This is a genomic window from Pseudomonas sp. RIT-PI-r, assembly GCF_001297015.1.
Lineage (GTDB): Bacteria > Pseudomonadota > Gammaproteobacteria > Pseudomonadales > Pseudomonadaceae > Aquipseudomonas.
The window spans coordinates 183,613-201,350 of sequence record NZ_LIGE01000047.1 but is presented as its reverse complement, the minus strand read 5'-3'; the positions used below and the strand labels follow the sequence as shown (position 1 = coordinate 201,350).

Genomic DNA, 17,738 nt, shown 5'->3' with positions numbered 1-17,738 from the left:
AGTGTGCACAGCCTCTAGACTGCCTCCTTGATTTGCTAGAGGAGTGCGCGTCAGTCGCGCTCCCAATCTTTACATAGGCTTCCCCCCGAAATGATGGACATCAACGAGATTCGCGAATACCTGCCTCACCGTTACCCGTTCCTGCTGGTGGACCGGGTGGTGGAACTGGACACTGAAGGCAAGCGCATTCGCGCCTACAAGAATGTCAGCATCAATGAACCGTTCTTCAATGGTCACTTCCCGGCGCATCCAATCATGCCAGGCGTACTGATCATCGAAGCGATGGCTCAGGCTGCCGGGATCCTCGGTTTTAAAATGCTTGATGTGAAGCCTGCCGACGGCACGCTTTACTACTTCGTCGGTTCCGACAAACTGCGCTTCCGTCAGCCTGTGCTGCCGGGCGACCAGTTGATCCTCGAAGCCCGGTTCATCAGCTGCAAGCGTCAGATCTGGAAGTTCGAGTGCCAGGCTTCGGTCGATGGCAAGCCAGTCTGCTCGGCTGAAATCATCTGTGCGGAACGCAAGCTATGAGTTTGATTGACCCTCGCGCAATCATCGATCCGTCGGCCGTTCTGGCTGACGGCGTCGAGGTCGGCCCGTGGTCGATCATCGGCGCAGGTGTGGAAATCGGCGAGGGGACCGTGATCGGGCCGCATGTAATCCTCAAAGGCCCGACGCGTATCGGCAAGCACAATCGCATCTACCAGTTTTCCTCGGTAGGCGAAGACACGCCCGATCTGAAGTACAAAGGTGAAGAGACCCGTCTGGTCATCGGTGACCACAACGTCATCCGTGAAGGCGTGACCATTCACCGTGGCACTGTTCAAGACCGTTCGGAAACTACCCTGGGCGATCACAACCTGATCATGGCCTATGCCCACATCGGTCACGACAGCGTCATCGGCAACCACTGCATTCTGGTCAACAACACTGCATTGGCTGGCCATGTGCACGTTGATGACTGGGCGATCCTTTCCGGTTTCACTCTGGTTCACCAGTATTGCCACATCGGCGCCCACAGCTTTTCCGGCATGGGCACCGCCATCGGCAAGGATGTGCCAGCGTTCGTCACCGTGTTTGGCAACCCGGCCGAAGCGCGCAGCATGAACTTCGAAGGCATGCGTCGCCGTGGTTTCAGTGAAGACGCCATCCACACCCTGCGTCGCGCCTACAAAACCGTGTACCGCCAAGGGCTGACGGTCGAGCAGGCACTGGCTGAGCTGGTTGAGCCGGCGGCACAGTTTCCGGAAGTCGCGATATTCCGTGACTCCATCCAGTCGTCGACTCGCGGCATCACTCGCTGATCATGGCCAATCTGCGTATTGCGCTGGTGGCGGGTGAAGCTTCCGGTGACATTCTCGGCGCGGGTCTCATGCGGGCCCTCAAGGCACAGCATCCGGCGGTCGAGTTCATCGGCGTCGGCGGCCCGCTGATGCAGGCTGAAGGCCTGACCTCCTACTTTCCCATGGAGCGTTTGTCGGTCATGGGCCTGGTCGAAGTCCTCGGACGTCTGCGCGAGCTGCTCAAGCGCCGCAAAGACTTGATCGCCACGCTGATCGCCGAGAAACCGGATGTGTTCATCGGCATCGATGCCCCCGACTTCAACCTCAATATCGAACTGAAGCTGCGTCAGGCCGGGATCAAGACCGTGCATTACGTCAGCCCGTCGGTATGGGCGTGGCGGCAGAAGCGTGTGCTGAAGATCCGCGAAGGCTGCGATCTGATGCTGACGCTGCTGCCGTTCGAAGCAAAATTCTACGAAGAGAAGGGCGTGCCGGTGCGGTTCGTCGGCCACACGCTGGCCGATACCATTCCACTGGAGGCCGATCGCGCTGCGGCGCGCGCCGAGTTGGGCCTGCCCGACGGGCCGCTGGTAGCGTTGATGCCCGGTAGCCGTGGCGGCGAAGTGTCCCGATTGGGCGCCTTGTTTCTCGACACCGCCGAACGTCTGCGCGCCATGCGCCCAGGTGTGCGCTTTGTCATTCCGTGTGCCAACCCGGAGCGTCGCGCGCAGCTTGAAGAGTTGCTCGCCGGCCGCGATCTGCCGGTAACCCTGCTCGATGGCAAGTCGCATCTGGCGCTGGCCGCATGCAACGCGGTGTTGATCGCCTCTGGCACCGCGACCCTCGAAGCGCTGCTGTACAAACGGCCAATGGTCGTGGCTTACCGCCTGGCACCGCTGACGTTCTGGATTCTCAAGCGCATGGTCAAGAGCCCGTACGTGTCTTTGCCGAACCTCCTCGCCCAGCGCTTGCTGGTGCCAGAATTGTTGCAGGATGATGCGACAGTCGAAGCACTGGCTCAGACCTTGTCGCCGCTGATTGAAGGCGGCGAAGAGCAGACCCGTGGTTTCGACGAAATCCACCGCACGCTGCGGCTGGACGCTTCCAATCAGGCGGCGGACGCCGTCCTTAACCTGATCGGTCAGACACGATGAGCAAGACAAGCATGCAGATGGGCCTGGATTTCACCTTGGTCGCCGAAGTCGAAGAACTGGTCGCCGGTGTCGATGAAGTCGGGCGCGGCCCGTTGTGCGGCGCCGTGGTGACGGCAGCGGTGATCCTCGATCCGAACCGGCCGATTCTCGGCCTTAACGACTCGAAGAAACTCACTGAAGCCAAGCGCGAAAAGCTCTACGACGAGATCATCGAGAAATCCCTGAGCTGGTGCATCGCCCGCGCCGAAGTCGAAGAAATCGACGAGCTGAATATCCTCCACGCGACCATGCTGGCCATGCAGCGCGCGGTCGCCGGTCTGCACATCCAGCCGAAACTGGCGATGATCGACGGCAACCGTTGCCCGCAACTGCCGATGCGCGCCGAAGCCGTGGTGCAGGGCGACGGCAAGGTGCCGGCCATTGCTGCCGCGTCGATTCTGGCCAAGGTCAGTCGTGATCGTGAAATGGCCGCGTTCGAATTGATCTACCCGGGTTACGGCATCGGCGGTCATAAAGGCTACCCGACGCCCGTTCATCTGGAAGCGTTGGTGCGGCTTGGCCCGACGCCGATTCACCGGCGCTCGTTCGCCCCGGTGCGTCAGGCTTATGAAGTGCTCGAAGGCCTGACGCAGGTTTAGTCGCAAGGCTGATGTTTTGCTCGAGGCCCGGTACAATCCGGGCCTTGTTGTCTCTATGTAACTGGACAGGATCACTATGCCGGCTTCATTCGTTCATCTACGCCTGCACACTGAATACTCGCTGGTCGACGGGCTGGTACGGATCAAGCCGCTGGTCAAGGCGCTGACCGCCATGAACATGCCGGCGGTCGCGGTCACCGACCAGAACAACATGTGTTCCCTGGTCAAATTCTATAAAAACACCATGGGCGCCGGCATCAAGCCGATCTGCGGCGCCGACCTGTGGCTGTCGAACAAAGACCCGGACGCACCGCTGAGCCGGCTCAGCCTGTTGGTGATGAACGCCAAGGGCTATCGCAATCTTACCGAGTTGATCTCGCGCGGCTTTATCGAAGGTCAGCGCAACGGCATGATCATCGTCGAGCGCGAATGGGTGGCCGAGGCCAATGAAGGCCTGATCATGCTGTCCGCCGCCAAAGAAGGCGAGATCGGCATGGCCTTGATCGGTGGCAACCCGGCAGAAGCCGAAGCCTTGGCGCGTGAATGGATGACGGTGTTCCCGGATCGTTTCTATCTGGAAATCCAGCGCACCAATCGTCCTAACGATGAAGAGCAACTGCACGGTGCCGTAGCGCTTGCCGACAAACTTGGTGCGCCGCTGGTGGCGAGCAACGATGTGCGCTTCATCAAGCAGGAAGACTTCGCCGCCCACGAAACCCGCGTCTGCATCGGTGAGGGCCGCGCCCTTGACGATCCGCGGCGTTCGAAGAATTACAGCGATCAGCAATACCTCAAAAGCGCCGAGGAAATGATCGAGCTGTTCAGCGACATTCCCGACGCGATTGAAAACACCGTCGAGATCGCCAAGCGCTGCAACATCGAAGTCAAACTGGGCACGCACTTCCTGCCCAACTTCCCGATTCCCGATGGCATGACCATCGACGAGTACTTCCGCAAAGTCTCCTTCGACGGTCTCGAAGAGCGCCTGGCGGTGCTGCTGCCCAAGGACACCACCGAAGACTACGAAGCCAAGCGCCAGGTCTACGTTGATCGCTTGAATTTCGAACTGGATATCATCATCCAGATGGGTTTTCCCGGTTACTTCCTGATCGTTATGGACTTTATCCAGTGGGCCAAAAGCAACGGCGTACCGGTAGGTCCGGGCCGTGGTTCGGGTGCGGGCTCGCTGGTGGCCTACGTGCAGAAGATCACCGACCTCGATCCGCTGGAATACGACCTGCTGTTCGAACGATTCCTTAACCCGGAACGGGTCTCGATGCCCGACTTCGACGTCGACTTCTGCATGGACGGTCGTGACCGCGTAATTGATTACGTGGCCGAGAAATACGGGCGCAACGCGGTAAGCCAGATCATCACCTTCGGTTCCATGGCCGCCAAGGCTGTGGTGCGCGACGTGGCGCGGGTGCAGGGCAAGTCCTACGGTTTGGCGGATCGTCTGTCGAAGATGATTCCGTTCGAAGTCGGCATGACCCTGGAAAAAGCCTACGAGCAGGAAGAGATCCTCCGTGACTTCATCAAGGTCGATGAAGAGGCCGCAGAAATCTGGGAGATGGCGCGCAAGCTCGAGGGCGTGGTGCGTAACGTCGGTAAACACGCCGGTGGTGTGGTTATCGCCCCGACCAAGCTGACTGACTTCTCGCCGATCTATTGTGACGAGGCCGGTGACGGTCTGGTAACCCAGTTCGACAAGGATGACGTTGAGGCCGCGGGTCTGGTGAAGTTCGACTTCCTTGGTCTGCGGACGCTGACGGTTATCGACTGGGCGCTGAAGACCATCAACCGCGACCGTGCCAAGGTCGACGAGCCGCCGCTGGACATCGCGTTCATCCCGCTCGACGACAAGCCGACGTACACGCTGTTGCAAAAAGCTGAAACCACAGCGGTGTTCCAGCTTGAATCGCGCGGCATGAAAGAGCTGATCAAAAAGCTCAAGCCCGACTGCCTGGAAGACTTGATCGCACTGGTGGCCCTGTTCCGTCCGGGCCCGCTGCAATCGGGCATGGTTGACGACTTTATCAACCGTAAGCACGGTCGCGCCGAGCTGGCGTATCCGCACTCCGACTATCAATACGAAGGCCTCAAGCCGGTATTGGCGCCGACGTACGGCATCATCCTGTATCAGGAACAGGTGATGCAGATTGCCCAGGTCATGGCCGGTTACACCCTCGGCGGTGCGGACATGCTCCGTCGGGCGATGGGTAAGAAAAAGCCCGAAGAAATGGCCAAGCAGCGCGGCGGTTTCATTGAGGGTTGCAAGACCAACAATATCGATGCCGACCTGGCCGGTAACATTTTCGACCTGGTGGAAAAATTCGCCGGTTACGGCTTCAACAAGTCTCACTCCGCCGCTTACGGCCTGGTTTCGTACCAGACTGCCTGGCTGAAGACTCACTACCCGGCACCGTTCATGGCCGCGGTACTGTCGGCGGACATGCACAACACCGACAAGGTCGTGACCTTGATCGAAGAAATTCGCACCATGAAGCTGCGTCTCGACGCGCCGGATGTGAATACTTCGGAATTCAAGTTCACGGTGAACGACGAAGGCCGCATCATTTACGGTCTCGGCGCGATCAAGGGTGTGGGCGAGGGGCCCGTTGAAGCGATTACTGAGGCGCGTGAGGACGGGCCGTTCAAGGATCTGTTCGATTTCTGCGCGCGGGTCGACCTCAAACGCATCAACAAGCGCACACTCGACGGTTTGATCCGCAGCGGTGCGCTGGATCGTCTCGGCCCGTTCTTCCATGAAGAGCAAAAGGCTTATCAGGCCAACATCGACCGCAACCGCGCGGTGCTGCTGGCTGCAATGGAAGAAGCGATCAAGTCCGCAGAACAGACCGCGCGCACTCACGACAGTGGTCACGCCGACCTGTTTGGCGGGCTGTTTGTCGAGGAAGACGCTGATGTTTACGCAGTGCATCGCAAGGCCAAGGAACTGACCCTGAAGGAACGCCTCAAGGGTGAGAAAGACACCTTGGGCCTGTATCTGACCGGTCATCCGATCGACGAATACGAAGGCGAGATCCGCCGTTTCGCCCGTCAGCGCATCATCGACCTGAAACCGGCCCGGGATACCCAGACCATCGCGGGGATGATCATTGCCCTGCGGGTGATGAAGAACAAGAAGGGCGACAAGATGGGTTTCATCACCCTCGATGACCGCTCGGGGCGCATCGAGGCGTCGCTTTTTGCCGATGCGTTCCATTCGGCGCAATCGTTGTTGCAGACCGACGCGATGGTGGTGGTCGAAGGCGAGGTCAGCAACGACGACTTCTCCGGTGGCCTGCGCCTGCGGGTCAAGCGAGTGATGAGCATGGAAGATGCGCGCACCAACCTTGCCGAGAGCTTGCGCCTGAAGCTGCAAACCCAGGATCTGAAAGGCGATCAGCTACGCTGGTTGGGTGATTTGCTCAAGCGTCATCGCGGTGCATGCCCGGTGACCATGGAATACACCAGCCCGGATGCGAAGACCTTGCTGCAGTTTGGCGAGACCTGGCGGATCGACCCGGCAGATGCGTTGATTCAAGCACTGCGTGACCAGTTCGGGCGAGACAACGTCTTCCTCCAATACCGTTGACCGGCAAGTGCCCTCATGGCGCTTGCCCGCAACCTGAATTTTTAATCTCGACCTCAGCGCGCCTCTCCCTTAAGGTAGGGCGCGAATAGACAACCGGCCGGCCCAAGCTCATTTGGGACACGACCCAAGACGGACGCCTATGAACCCGAATTTTCTAGATTTCGAACAGCCGATCGCCGACCTGCAAGCCAAGATCGAAGAGTTGCGCTTGGTCGGTAATGACAATTCGCTGAATATCGGCGATGAGATCTCCCGCCTGCAGGACAAGAGCAAAACGCTGACCGAAGACATCTTCGGCAAGCTGACCAGCTGGCAGATCGCACGCCTGGCGCGTCACCCGAAACGCCCGTACACCCTCGACTACATTCAGCACATCTTCACCGAGTTCGACGAACTGCACGGCGATCGTCACTTCTCTGACGACGCCGCCATCGTTGGTGGTATCGCCCGCCTGGAAGACCAGCCGGTGATGATCATCGGTCACCAGAAAGGCCGCGAAGTGCGCGAGAAGGTGCGCCGCAACTTCGGCATGCCGCGTCCGGAAGGCTACCGCAAGGCTTGCCGTCTGATGGAGATGGCCGAGCGTTTCAAAATGCCGATCCTGACCTTCATCGACACTCCGGGTGCTTACCCTGGCATCGATGCTGAAGAGCGCAATCAAAGCGAAGCGATCGCCTGGAACCTGCGCGTGATGGCGCGTCTGAAGACCCCGATCATCGCCACCGTTATTGGTGAAGGTGGTTCCGGCGGTGCGCTGGCGATTGGCGTCTGCGATCAGCTGAACATGCTGCAGTACTCGACCTACGCGGTGATCTCGCCGGAAGGTTGCGCGTCGATCCTGTGGAAAACCGCGGAAAAAGCGCCGGATGCTGCTGAAGCGATGGGCATCACTGCTGAGCGTCTGAAAGGCCTGGGCATCGTCGACAAGGTGATTGGCGAACCTCTGGGCGGCGCGCACCGTGATCCAGCCGCTGCGGCTGCGTCGATCCGTGCCGAGCTGAGCTCGCAACTGGCGATGCTGAAGAAGTTCGATAACGAAGCGCTGTTGAAGCGCCGTTATGATCGACTGATGAGCTACGGCCTCTAAGTCGAACGCAGTACCCCTGTAGGAGTGAGCCTGCTCGCGATGAGGGCGTAACATTCAACCAATGTGTTGGCTGTCACACCGCTATCGCGAGCAGGCTCACTCCTACATTTGTTTGGGGCAAAGAGTTAAATATGGGTCAGTCCATGATTGATTTGCCTTCCCGGCTGTTGCTCAACCTTGAGCCTTGGCGCAATGCCGCTCATTGGCGTATCGCCTTCTCCGGTGGCCTCGACTCCACTGTCCTGCTCCATCTGCTTGCCTCTCTGGCGAAATCCGAATCCCTCCCTCCGCTAAGCGCTGTCCATATCCATCACGGCCTTCAGGCTGTAGCTGATGCATGGCCGCAACATTGCCAGTCCGTTTGTGATGCGCTGGGTGTGCCCCTGCTGGTCGAGCGGGTGAAGGTGCAATCGGGTGCTAGCCTGGAGCGGGCGGCGCGGGATGCACGGTACGCGGTGTTCAGTTCTCTGACGCAAGCCAATGATGTGTTGCTCACCGGTCAACATCGCGATGATCAGGCGGAAACACTGATGTTCCGGCTATTGCGCGGCGCGGGTGTACGCGGGTTGTCTGCGATGCCGGCGCAGCGGTCAGTGGGGCAGGGCACGCTCGTTCGTCCGTTGCTGGACATCTCCCGAGCCGAGCTGGAGGCGTACGCACAGGCTCATCAATTGAACTGGATCGAAGACCCGTCCAATCAGGATCGGCAATTCTCGCGCAATTATCTACGCCATCAAGTCATGCCGCTGCTGACCGGGCGCTGGCCGCAAGCGCAGGCGAGCATGGCTCGCAGTGCCGCGCATCAGCGTGAAGCGCAGGGGTTGCTCGATGAGCTGGCGCAGATGGACCTGGCGCAGGCCGCGACCTCCCATGATTTCCAATGGCTGGGATTACCGTCGCTGGAGTTGACACCGCTGACCGCTCTGTCGGTTGCGCGTCAACGAAACGCGATCAGCCATTGGCTCGAGCCACTGACTCGTTTGCCTGACACCGACCATTGGTCGGGTTGGAGCGATCTCTGCGAGGCCGCTCATGATGCCTCGCCAATCTGGCGACTGGCCGATGGCGAGCTGCACCGCAGCGCCGGTCGGGTCTGGTGGCTCAGCGATGCCTGGTTGTGCGCGCCAGTGATCGGATGTGAGTGGCAGACGCCGTCGTCAGCGCTACGCTTGGCCGATAACGGACGTGTCATGTTCAGCGGGCAGGCTCCCGCTGGGCCGTTGCGCATTGGCTTTCGTCAGGGTGGCGAAGTGATGCAACTGGCCGATCGAGGTCATCGCGACCTCAAGCGCCTGTTCAATGAGCGCGCGGTACCGGGGTTCGTGCGTGGCAGATTGCCGCTGCTGTTTCGCGGTGACGAATTGCTCGCGGTGGCGAACCTGCCGGGGCTTGATGGCGATGGGCACGGCGGTTGGAAATTGCATTGGCAGCCAACAGACGAAGATCAAGGTTTGAGCTGAAAGGAGCATTCCGGTAGACTACGCTCCCTTCTTGATACAACTTCTGTGGATTCGCCTGAATTGCAGGAGTTGCCGATTACCAAGCAGTCTTTGCTGGGCGATTCCAAAAAATGTGTAGCGAGCAACGTACCGGCGTTTCATCTGCCGGTCTGTCCCAACGCGGCGGTTTTTTTGAAAGGTGCACTGTGATTAATGCAGGTGATCGGGGGCTTCGGCCTTCCTTCGCTTTCCCCGGCGGCTCGTACCGCTTTAACGCAGACTTCTAGGGTTTTTCATGACGCGCTACATATTCGTCACGGGCGGTGTTGTTTCTTCATTGGGGAAAGGCATTGCCTCGGCTTCATTGGCGGCTATCCTGGAGGCGCGGGGGCTTAAGGTCACCATGCTTAAGCTGGATCCGTACATCAACGTTGACCCGGGCACCATGAGCCCGTTCCAGCACGGTGAAGTGTTCGTCACCCACGACGGCGCCGAGACCGACCTGGACCTGGGCCACTACGAGCGGTTCATCCGCACGACCATGACCCAGAACAACAACTTCACCACTGGCCGTGTCTACGAACACGTGCTGCGCAAAGAGCGCCGTGGTGACTACCTGGGTGCAACCATCCAGGTGATTCCGCACATCACCGACGAAATCAAGCGCCGCATCATCAAGGGTGCTGGCGATGCTGACGTGGCCATGGTCGAAATCGGTGGCACCGTCGGTGACATCGAGTCGCAACCGTTCCTCGAAGCGATCCGTCAACTGCGTTTCGAAGTCGGCGCCAAGCGCGCGATGCTGATGCACCTGACGCTTGTTCCGTACATCGCCACCGCAGGCGAGACCAAGACCAAGCCAACTCAGCACTCGGTAAAAGAACTGCGTTCGATCGGTCTGCAACCAGACGTGCTGGTGTGCCGTTCCGATCACCCGATCGACATCTCGTCGCGTCGCAAGATCGCTCAGTTCACCAACGTTGAAGAACGTGCGGTGATCGCGCTGGAAGACGCCGACACCATCTACAAGATCCCAGGCATCCTGCACTCGCAGGGTCTGGACGATTTCGTCGTTGAGCGTTTCGGTCTGCAGTGCGGTAGTGCCGATCTGTCCGAGTGGGAAGCGGTGGTTGACGCCAAGCTGAACCCGGAACACGAAGTGACGATTGCCATGGTCGGCAAGTACATGGAACTGCTGGACGCCTACAAGTCGCTGATCGAAGCGATGAGTCATGCCGGCATCAGCAACCGCACCAAGGTCAACCTGCGTTACATCGACTCCGAAGACATCGAAAATCAAGGCACTGCGCTGCTCGAAGGTGTCGACGCGATCCTCGTACCGGGCGGCTTCGGTCTGCGCGGCGTGGAAGGCAAGATCACTGCCGTGCAGTACGCTCGCGAAAACAAGGTTCCCTACCTGGGTATCTGCCTGGGCATGCAAGTGGCGGTCATCGAGTTCGCTCGTAACGTCATGGGCTGGAAAGACGCCAACTCCACCGAGTTCGACCGCGCCAGCGGTCACCCGGTTGTCGGTCTGATCACCGAGTGGGAAGACGCGACCGGCGCCGTTGAAGTGCGTACCGAAGCGTCCGATCTGGGCGGCACCATGCGCCTCGGCGCTCAGGAATGCCTGCTTGAAGCTGGCTCCAAGGTGCATGACTGTTACGCCAAGGATGTGATTGTCGAGCGTCACCGTCACCGTTACGAAGTGAACAACAAGCTGCTGCCACAACTGATCGAAGCCGGCCTGAAAATCTCCGGTCGCTCGGCTGACGCAGCGCTGGTTGAAGTGGTAGAAGCGGCCGATCACCCATGGTTCGTCGCTTGCCAGTTCCACCCTGAGTTCACCTCGACACCACGCGATGGCCACCCGCTGTTCAGCGGTTTCGTCAAAGCAGCGTTGGCTCAACACCAGAAGAAGGCGTAACCCCGATGGCACAGAAGATCATCCGCGTCGGCGACATCGAGATTGCCAACGACAAACCCATGGTGCTGTTCGGCGGCATGAACGTGCTGGAAAGCCGTGACATGGCCATGCAGGTTTGCGAGGAATACGTGAAGGTCACCGAGAAACTCGGTATCCCTTATGTGTTCAAGGCCAGTTTCGACAAGGCCAACCGGTCTTCTGTGACCTCCTATCGTGGTCCTGGCCTGGAAGAGGGCATGCGCATCTTCCAGGACATCAAGCAAGCCTTCGGCGTGCCGATCATCACCGACGTCCACGAGCCTGATCAGGCCGCGGTCGTCGCTGAGGTCTGCGACATCATTCAACTGCCGGCCTTCCTGTCGCGCCAGACCGATCTGGTCGTCGCGATGGCCAAGACCAATGCAGTGATCAACATCAAGAAAGCCCAGTTCCTCGCGCCTCAGGAAATGAAACACATCCTGAACAAGTGCGCAGAAGCGGGTAACGATCAACTGATCCTCTGCGAGCGTGGTTCGAGCTTCGGCTACAACAACCTCGTGGTCGACATGCTCGGCTTCGGCATCATGAAGCAGTTCGAGTACCCGGTATTCTTCGACGTGACCCACGCCCTGCAAATGCCGGGTGGTCGTGCCGATTCCGCCGGCGGTCGCCGTGCACAGGTTCTGGATCTGGCCAAGGCCGGCATGAGCCAGTCGCTGGCGGGTCTGTTCCTCGAAGCTCACCCGGATCCGGACAATGCCAAATGCGACGGCCCTTGCGCCTTGCGTCTGGACAAACTGGAGCCATTTCTGGCCCAGCTCAAAGCTTTGGACGAACTGGTGAAGAGTTTTCCGACGGTAGAAACCGCGTAACACTCAATTCTCCGGTAAAGTACCGCACGATTTGTCGCTCATGCCCTCGGGCATGAGCGTTATCGTCTGCAAGTCTGCCCGCTGCACACCCCTTGCCGACGGTAAAAAGATTTCCTCTAGCTGCGTCGTTTTCGTCAACTTTGGAGTGTTTACAACAATGGCAAAAATCGTCGACATCAAAGGTCGTGAAGTTCTCGACTCCCGTGGCAATCCCACCGTGGAAGCGGACGTGCTTCTCGACAACGGCATCATCGGCAGCGCGTGCGCGCCATCCGGTGCATCCACTGGCTCGCGTGAAGCGCTCGAGCTGCGTGATGGCGACAAGAGCCGTTACCTGGGCAAGGGCGTGCTCAAAGCGGTAGCCAACATCAACGGTCCGATCCGCGATCTGCTGCTGGGCACCGACCCAAGCGACCAGAAAGCCCTGGATCACGCGATGATCAAGCTCGACGGTACCGAAAACAAAGCGACCCTGGGCGCCAACGCCATCCTCGCCGTGTCCCTGGCTGCGGCCAAGGCTGCTGCGCAGGATCAGGACCTGCCACTGTACGCACACATCGCCAACCTCAACGGCACGCCGGGTGTCTACTCGATGCCGGTGCCGATGATGAACATCATCAACGGTGGCGAGCACGCCGATAACAACGTCGACATCCAGGAATTCATGGTTCAGCCAGTTGGCGCCAAGTCTTTCTCGGAAGGTCTGCGCATGGGCACCGAGATTTTCCATCACTTGAAAGCTGTGCTGAAGGCCCGCGGCCTGAGCACTGCCGTTGGCGACGAAGGCGGTTTCGCACCGAACCTGGCGTCCAACGAAGACGCGCTGAAAGTGATCTCCGAAGCTGTCGCCAACGCCGGTTACAAGCTGGGCACCGACGTGACCCTGGCACTGGACTGCGCGGCGAGCGAGTTCTACGAAGACGGCAAATACAACCTGTCCGGCGAAGGCCAGGTGTTCACCGCTGAAGGTTTCGCCGACTACCTGAAAGGTCTGACCGAGCGTTACCCGATCATCTCGATCGAAGACGGCCTGGACGAGTCCGACTGGGCTGGCTGGAAGATCCTTACCGACAAGATCGGCGAGAAGGTTCAACTGGTGGGCGACGATCTGTTCGTGACCAACACCAAGATCCTGAAAGAAGGCATCGATAAAAAGATCGCCAACTCGATCCTGATCAAGTTCAACCAGATCGGCACCCTGACCGAAACCCTGGAAGCCATCCAGATGGCCAAGGCTGCCGGTTACACCGCAGTGATCTCGCACCGTTCCGGCGAAACCGAAGATTCGACCATTGCCGACCTGGCTGTGGGCACCTCGGCTGGCCAGATCAAGACCGGTTCGCTGTGCCGTTCCGACCGCGTTTCCAAGTACAACCAACTGCTGCGTATCGAAGAGCAGTTGAATGGCAAAGCCAAGTACAACGGTCGCAGCGAGTTCCGCGGCTGAGTACCAACTGATAAAAGGACACCGGATTGTGTCGAAAAAGTCGTGACAGCGATGGATTTGCCACTAATCTGATGCCTTAAAGCACAAGCCTGGATCTTTCCAGGCTTCGTGCTATCAGATGCTTCAAAGTTTTGGCGTGGCTGTCTTTTTTCACTGGATACCTGATATTCGATGCGCAGTCCTTACTGGTTGTTTCTCGTTTTGCTCCTGCTGCTGGCCGGTCTGCAGTACCGCCTGTGGGTGGGCAATGGCAGTCTGGCGCAGGTCGCCGAGCTGAATCAGCAGATTGCTGATCAACACGCCGAGAACGAGGGTTTGCTGGAGCGCAACCGAGTGATGGACGCTGAAGTCAGCGAGTTGAAGAAAGGTATGGAGACCGTTGAAGAACGGGCTCGTCACGAGTTGGGCATGGTCAAGGACGGCGAAACCCTTTACCAGTTGGCCCAATGATCAATTCCCTGCCGGCCTTCTGGGCCGTGATTCCTGCCGCGGGCGTCGGTGCCCGAATGGCCGCGGACCGTCCCAAGCAATACCTGCAACTGGGCGGGCGCACAATTCTCGAACACAGCCTCGGCTGTTTCCTCGATCACCCAAGCCTCAAGGGTTTGGTGGTCAGTCTTGCTGTTGATGATCCTTATTGGCCGAATCTGGCCTGCGTCAGCGACTCGCGTATTCAGCGCGTTGAAGGCGGGGCCGAGCGTTCTGCCTCGGTGCTCAATGCCTTGCTGCACCTGCATGCGCAGGGTGCCGATGATGAAGATTGGGTACTGGTGCACGATGCGGCACGACCGAATCTGAGTCGCGAAGATCTCGACAAGTTACTCGATGAACTGGCGGATGATCCGGTCGGCGGATTGCTCGCAGTGCCTGCGCGCGACACCTTGAAACGGGTCGACAAGCACGGTCGGGTGGTGGAAACCGTCGATCGCAGTGTGATCTGGCAGGCGTATACACCGCAGATGTTTCGCCTCGGTGCGTTGCATCGGGCGTTGGCGGACAGTCTGGTTGCGGATGCCGTGATTACTGACGAAGCGTCGGCGATGGAGTGGGCGGGGCTGAAGCCGCGACTGATCGAAGGGCGCGCGGATAACCTCAAGGTTACCCGGCCGGAAGATCTCGAATGGTTGCGCCAGCGTTGGGCGAATCGCCGCTAACAGATCAAAAGATCGCAGCCTTCGGCAGCTCCTACATGGGATTGCATGCCTCTGTAGGAGCTGCCGAAGGCTGCGATCTTTTGCTTTTCAACCTCGATACTCCGGCCGCTCAGCCAACCCCTCCTTCAAAAAATCCACCAGCTTGCGCACCTTCGGCGACAAATGCCGCTGCTGCGGATACAGCGCCCACACCGCCGTATTCGGCGGCTGATGCGCCTCCAGCAACGAAATCAACGCGCCACTGTGCAGATGCTCCAACACGTAATAATCCGGCAACTGACACAGCCCGACGCCCTGCAACGCCGCATCCAGCACCGCCTGCCCACTGTTGCAACGCCAGTTTCCCTGCACGCGCTGAGAAAACTCCCGCCCATTCTGCTCAAGCTGCCAGATGTCCGAGCTGCCGATCAGGCAATTATGCCGGCTCAGTTCCGACAAACTGTGTGGGCGGCCATACCGCTCAACGTAGGACGGTGACGCGCAGAGAAACATCCGACGAGGCGCCAGCCGCGTCGCGACCAACCGCGAATCCTGCAGCCGCCCCAAACGAATCGCCAGGTCCAATCCTTCATGCACCAGATCGAGCTGGCGGTTGCTCAATTCGATATCGATGCGCAGCTGCGGATAAAGCCCCATAAAACGCGTCACCAGCGGCACGATAAAACGTTCGCCGTAAGCCACCGCGCAGGTCATGCGCAGCATGCCTTTCGGTTCGCTGGTCAGATCGCCGACCGCTCGCAACGCCTCTTCGCGACCGTCCTGCAAGCGTTGGCAATGTTGCAGAAAGGTTTGCCCCGCCTCGGTCAGTGTCACGCGACGGGTACTGCGATAAAGCAGACGCGTCTGAAGCCGCTCCTCCAATCGTACGATTTGTCGGCTGACATGGGAGGAAGAAACCCCAAGGCGCTCGGCAGCGGCGGTGAACTGGTTGCATTCGGCAACGGCGACGAACTCGTCGATACCTTCCCAGCGATTTTCGGACATCGGGATTATCCCTGTATGGCAATAATGTTTTGCTTTTGTCCTGATTATTCATCGTAAGGCCATGTATTACACTCCTTGTCTGGTTTTTTTATTTAATGGATTCACTGGAGAGTCAGCATGATCAAGTCGCGCGCCGCCGTTGCCTTCGAGGCCAAGAAGCCGCTGGAAATCGTAGAAGTCGATGTCGCCATGCCCAAGGCCGGTGAAGTGCTGCTGCGCGTGGTGGCTTCCGGGGTTTGCCACACTGACGCCTACACCCTGTCCGGCGCGGATCCGGAAGGCATCTTCCCGTCGATCCTCGGTCACGAAGGCGGCGCCATCGTTGAAGCGATCGGCGAAGGCGTGACCTCGGTTGCCGTCGGCGATCACGTGATTCCGCTGTACACCCCGGAATGCGGTCAGTGCAAATTCTGCAAGTCGGGCAAGACCAACCTGTGTCAGGCGATTCGCGCCACTCAGGGCAAAGGTCTGATGCCGGACGGCACTTCGCGTTTTTCCTACAAGGGCGAAACGATTTTCCACTACATGGGTACTTCGACGTTCTCGGAATACACCGTGTTGCCGGAAATCTCCGTGGCCAAGATCTCCAAGGATGCACCGCTGGAAAAGGTCTGCCTGCTCGGCTGTGGCGTCACCACCGGTATCGGTGCCGTGCTCAACACCGCCAAGGTCAAACCGGGTGACACCGTGGCCATTTTCGGTCTGGGTGGTATCGGCCTGTCAGCGGTGATTGGCGCAGTGAAAGCCAAGGCTGCGCGCATCATCGCCATCGACATCAACCCGGCCAAATTCGAGATCGCCAAACAACTCGGCGCAACCGACTGCGTGAACCCGAAAGATTTCGATCGTCCGATCCAGGAGGTGATCGTCGACATGACCGATGGCGGCGTCGACTTCTCCTTCGAGTGCATCGGTAATGTGCAACTGATGCGTGCAGCCCTTGAGTGCTGTCATAAAGGTTGGGGCGAATCGGTGATCATCGGTGTCGCCGGTGCCGGCCAGGAAATCGCTACCCGTCCGTTCCAGTTGGTGACCGGTCGCGTCTGGCGTGGTTCGGCATTCGGCGGTGTTCGTGGTCGTACCGAATTGCCAAGCTACGTCGACATGGCCCAGAGCGGCGAGATCCCGCTGGATACGTTCATCACCCACACCATGGGCCTGGAAGACATCAACAAGGCGTTCGACCTGATGCACGAAGGCAAGAGCATCCGTACCGTCATTCATTTCTGATCAATCGTTGGGACATGGCAGCAATTCGTGAAGGCTTGTTGCCGTGACCGCGTAGGAGTCTTTACATGAGTCTGGAAAACATCTCCTGTCAGAAGAGTTTCGGCGGTTGGCACAAACGCTATCGCCATCGCTCCGACGTGCTCGGCTGCGACATGGTGTTTGCTGTGTACCTGCCACCGCAGGCGGAGCAGGGCGGAAAACTGCCGGTGCTGTACTGGCTGTCGGGCCTGACCTGCACCGATGAAAACTTCATGCAGAAGGCTGGCGCGATGCGCATGGCCGCCGAACTGGGTTTGATCATTGTCGCCCCGGACACTAGCCCGCGTGGACCGGATGTACCGGGTGATCCGGATGGCGCGTGGGATTTCGGTCTAGGCGCCGGGTTCTATCTGAATGCCACGCAGGAGCCTTGGTCGCGACACTATCGGATGCATGACTATGTCGTGCAGGAATTGCCTTCACTGGTTCAGGCGCATTTCCCCGCTTCGGACAAACGCAGCATCAGCGGCCACTCCATGGGCGGCCACGGTGCGTTGGTCTGTGCGTTGCGCAATCCGGGTCGCTATCAATCGGTGTCGGCGTTTTCGCCGATCAACAATCCTATGGATTGCCCATGGGGGCAAAAAGCCTTTTCCCGTTTTCTGGGCGAAGACCGTTCGAAGTGGAAGGAGTGGGATGCCTGTGCGCTGATCGCCGAAGCGCACGAAAAACTGCCGCTGCTGGTCGATCAAGGCGATCGCGATGACTTCCTCGCTACCCAGCTCAAACCCGAAGCCTTGCAACAAGCAGCAAAACAAGCGGGCCATCCACTGACGTTGCGCCTGCAACCGGGCTACGACCACAGCTATTTCTTCATCTCAAGCTTCATAGACGACCACTTGCAGCATCACGCACGCGCCCTGCGCGGTTAATGCAGGTAGAATCACGCCCTGACAAAAATCGGGGC

General features: G+C 59.0%; 15 protein-coding genes. 14 read left to right on the top strand and 1 reads right to left on the bottom strand.

Translation table 11 applies throughout. The features are described from left to right. Positions 1 to 90: 90 nt before the first annotated feature. The 12 genes from fabZ to ispD all read left to right on the top strand — a co-directional run bounded on the left by fabZ (position 91) and on the right by ispD (position 14,578). A complete protein-coding gene (fabZ, locus tag AK821_RS28290; RefSeq protein WP_025110881.1) occupies positions 91 to 531 on the top strand; it encodes a 3-hydroxyacyl-ACP dehydratase FabZ in 441 nt (146 codons plus the stop codon). Continuing rightward, entirely contained in the window at positions 528 to 1,304 is a 777-nt protein-coding gene (gene lpxA, locus AK821_RS28285) for an acyl-ACP--UDP-N-acetylglucosamine O-acyltransferase (RefSeq protein ID WP_064393182.1), read from the top strand. Before fabZ ends, lpxA begins: the two co-directional genes overlap by 4 nt. A 2-nt stretch (positions 1,305 to 1,306) precedes the next feature. Beyond that, positions 1,307 to 2,437: a lipid-A-disaccharide synthase gene (gene lpxB / locus AK821_RS28280; protein WP_064393181.1), complete on the top strand. Its 1,131-nt coding sequence runs from the start codon at positions 1,307 to 1,309 to the stop codon at positions 2,435 to 2,437. Between the two features lie 11 nt (positions 2,438 to 2,448). After that, positions 2,449 to 3,075, top strand: coding sequence for a ribonuclease HII (gene rnhB / locus AK821_RS28275; RefSeq protein WP_064393180.1), 627 nt, complete (start codon positions 2,449 to 2,451; stop codon positions 3,073 to 3,075). 76 nt (positions 3,076 to 3,151) lie between these two features. Continuing rightward, positions 3,152 to 6,673, top strand: coding sequence for a DNA polymerase III subunit alpha (gene dnaE, locus AK821_RS28270; RefSeq protein WP_064393179.1), 3,522 nt, complete (start codon positions 3,152 to 3,154; stop codon positions 6,671 to 6,673). Between the two features lie 139 nt (positions 6,674 to 6,812). After that, positions 6,813 to 7,760 carry an acetyl-CoA carboxylase carboxyltransferase subunit alpha gene (locus tag AK821_RS28265; RefSeq protein ID WP_064393178.1) on the top strand — a complete coding sequence of 316 codons (948 nt, stop codon included), beginning with the start codon at positions 6,813 to 6,815 and terminating at the stop codon, positions 7,758 to 7,760. Between the two features lie 131 nt (positions 7,761 to 7,891). Next, positions 7,892 to 9,220: a tRNA lysidine(34) synthetase TilS gene (gene tilS / locus AK821_RS28260; protein ID WP_064393177.1), complete on the top strand. Its 1,329-nt coding sequence runs from the start codon at positions 7,892 to 7,894 to the stop codon at positions 9,218 to 9,220. Positions 9,221 to 9,494: 274 nt separating this feature from the next. Continuing rightward, positions 9,495 to 11,126 carry a CTP synthase gene (locus AK821_RS28255; protein WP_053117648.1) on the top strand — a complete coding sequence of 544 codons (1,632 nt, stop codon included), beginning with the start codon at positions 9,495 to 9,497 and terminating at the stop codon, positions 11,124 to 11,126. A 5-nt stretch (positions 11,127 to 11,131) separates the two neighbouring features. Continuing rightward, the gene (gene kdsA / locus AK821_RS28250) at positions 11,132 to 11,977 is read left to right on the top strand and encodes a 3-deoxy-8-phosphooctulonate synthase (protein WP_064393176.1); all 846 of its coding nucleotides are present in this window, start codon (positions 11,132 to 11,134) and stop codon (positions 11,975 to 11,977) included. Positions 11,978 to 12,134: 157 nt separating this feature from the next. Further along, positions 12,135 to 13,424, top strand: coding sequence for a phosphopyruvate hydratase (eno, locus tag AK821_RS28245; protein ID WP_042557893.1), 1,290 nt, complete (start codon positions 12,135 to 12,137; stop codon positions 13,422 to 13,424). Positions 13,425 to 13,595: 171 nt separating this feature from the next. Next, entirely contained in the window at positions 13,596 to 13,874 is a 279-nt protein-coding gene (gene ftsB, locus AK821_RS28240) for a cell division protein FtsB (RefSeq protein WP_007908838.1), read from the top strand. Continuing rightward, complete coding sequence (gene ispD / locus AK821_RS28235) at positions 13,871 to 14,578, top strand: 2-C-methyl-D-erythritol 4-phosphate cytidylyltransferase (RefSeq protein ID WP_064393175.1); 708 nt, start codon at positions 13,871 to 13,873, stop codon at positions 14,576 to 14,578. The genes ftsB and ispD overlap by 4 nt, the downstream gene beginning before the upstream one ends. Before the next feature lie 87 nt (positions 14,579 to 14,665). Here the strand turns inward: ispD and AK821_RS28230 are convergent, their stop codons facing one another. After that, complete coding sequence (locus AK821_RS28230; RefSeq protein ID WP_064393174.1) at positions 14,666 to 15,562, bottom strand: LysR substrate-binding domain-containing protein; 897 nt, start codon at positions 15,560 to 15,562, stop codon at positions 14,666 to 14,668. Positions 15,563 to 15,679: 117 nt separating this feature from the next. Between AK821_RS28230 and AK821_RS28225 the strand changes: the two genes are divergently transcribed. Next, positions 15,680 to 16,792 carry an S-(hydroxymethyl)glutathione dehydrogenase/class III alcohol dehydrogenase gene (locus tag AK821_RS28225; protein ID WP_007908835.1) on the top strand — a complete coding sequence of 371 codons (1,113 nt, stop codon included), beginning with the start codon at positions 15,680 to 15,682 and terminating at the stop codon, positions 16,790 to 16,792. A gap of 65 nt (positions 16,793 to 16,857) precedes the next feature. Further along, complete coding sequence (fghA, locus tag AK821_RS28220) at positions 16,858 to 17,703, top strand: S-formylglutathione hydrolase (RefSeq protein WP_064393173.1); 846 nt, start codon at positions 16,858 to 16,860, stop codon at positions 17,701 to 17,703. Positions 17,704 to 17,738 lie beyond the last annotated feature (35 nt).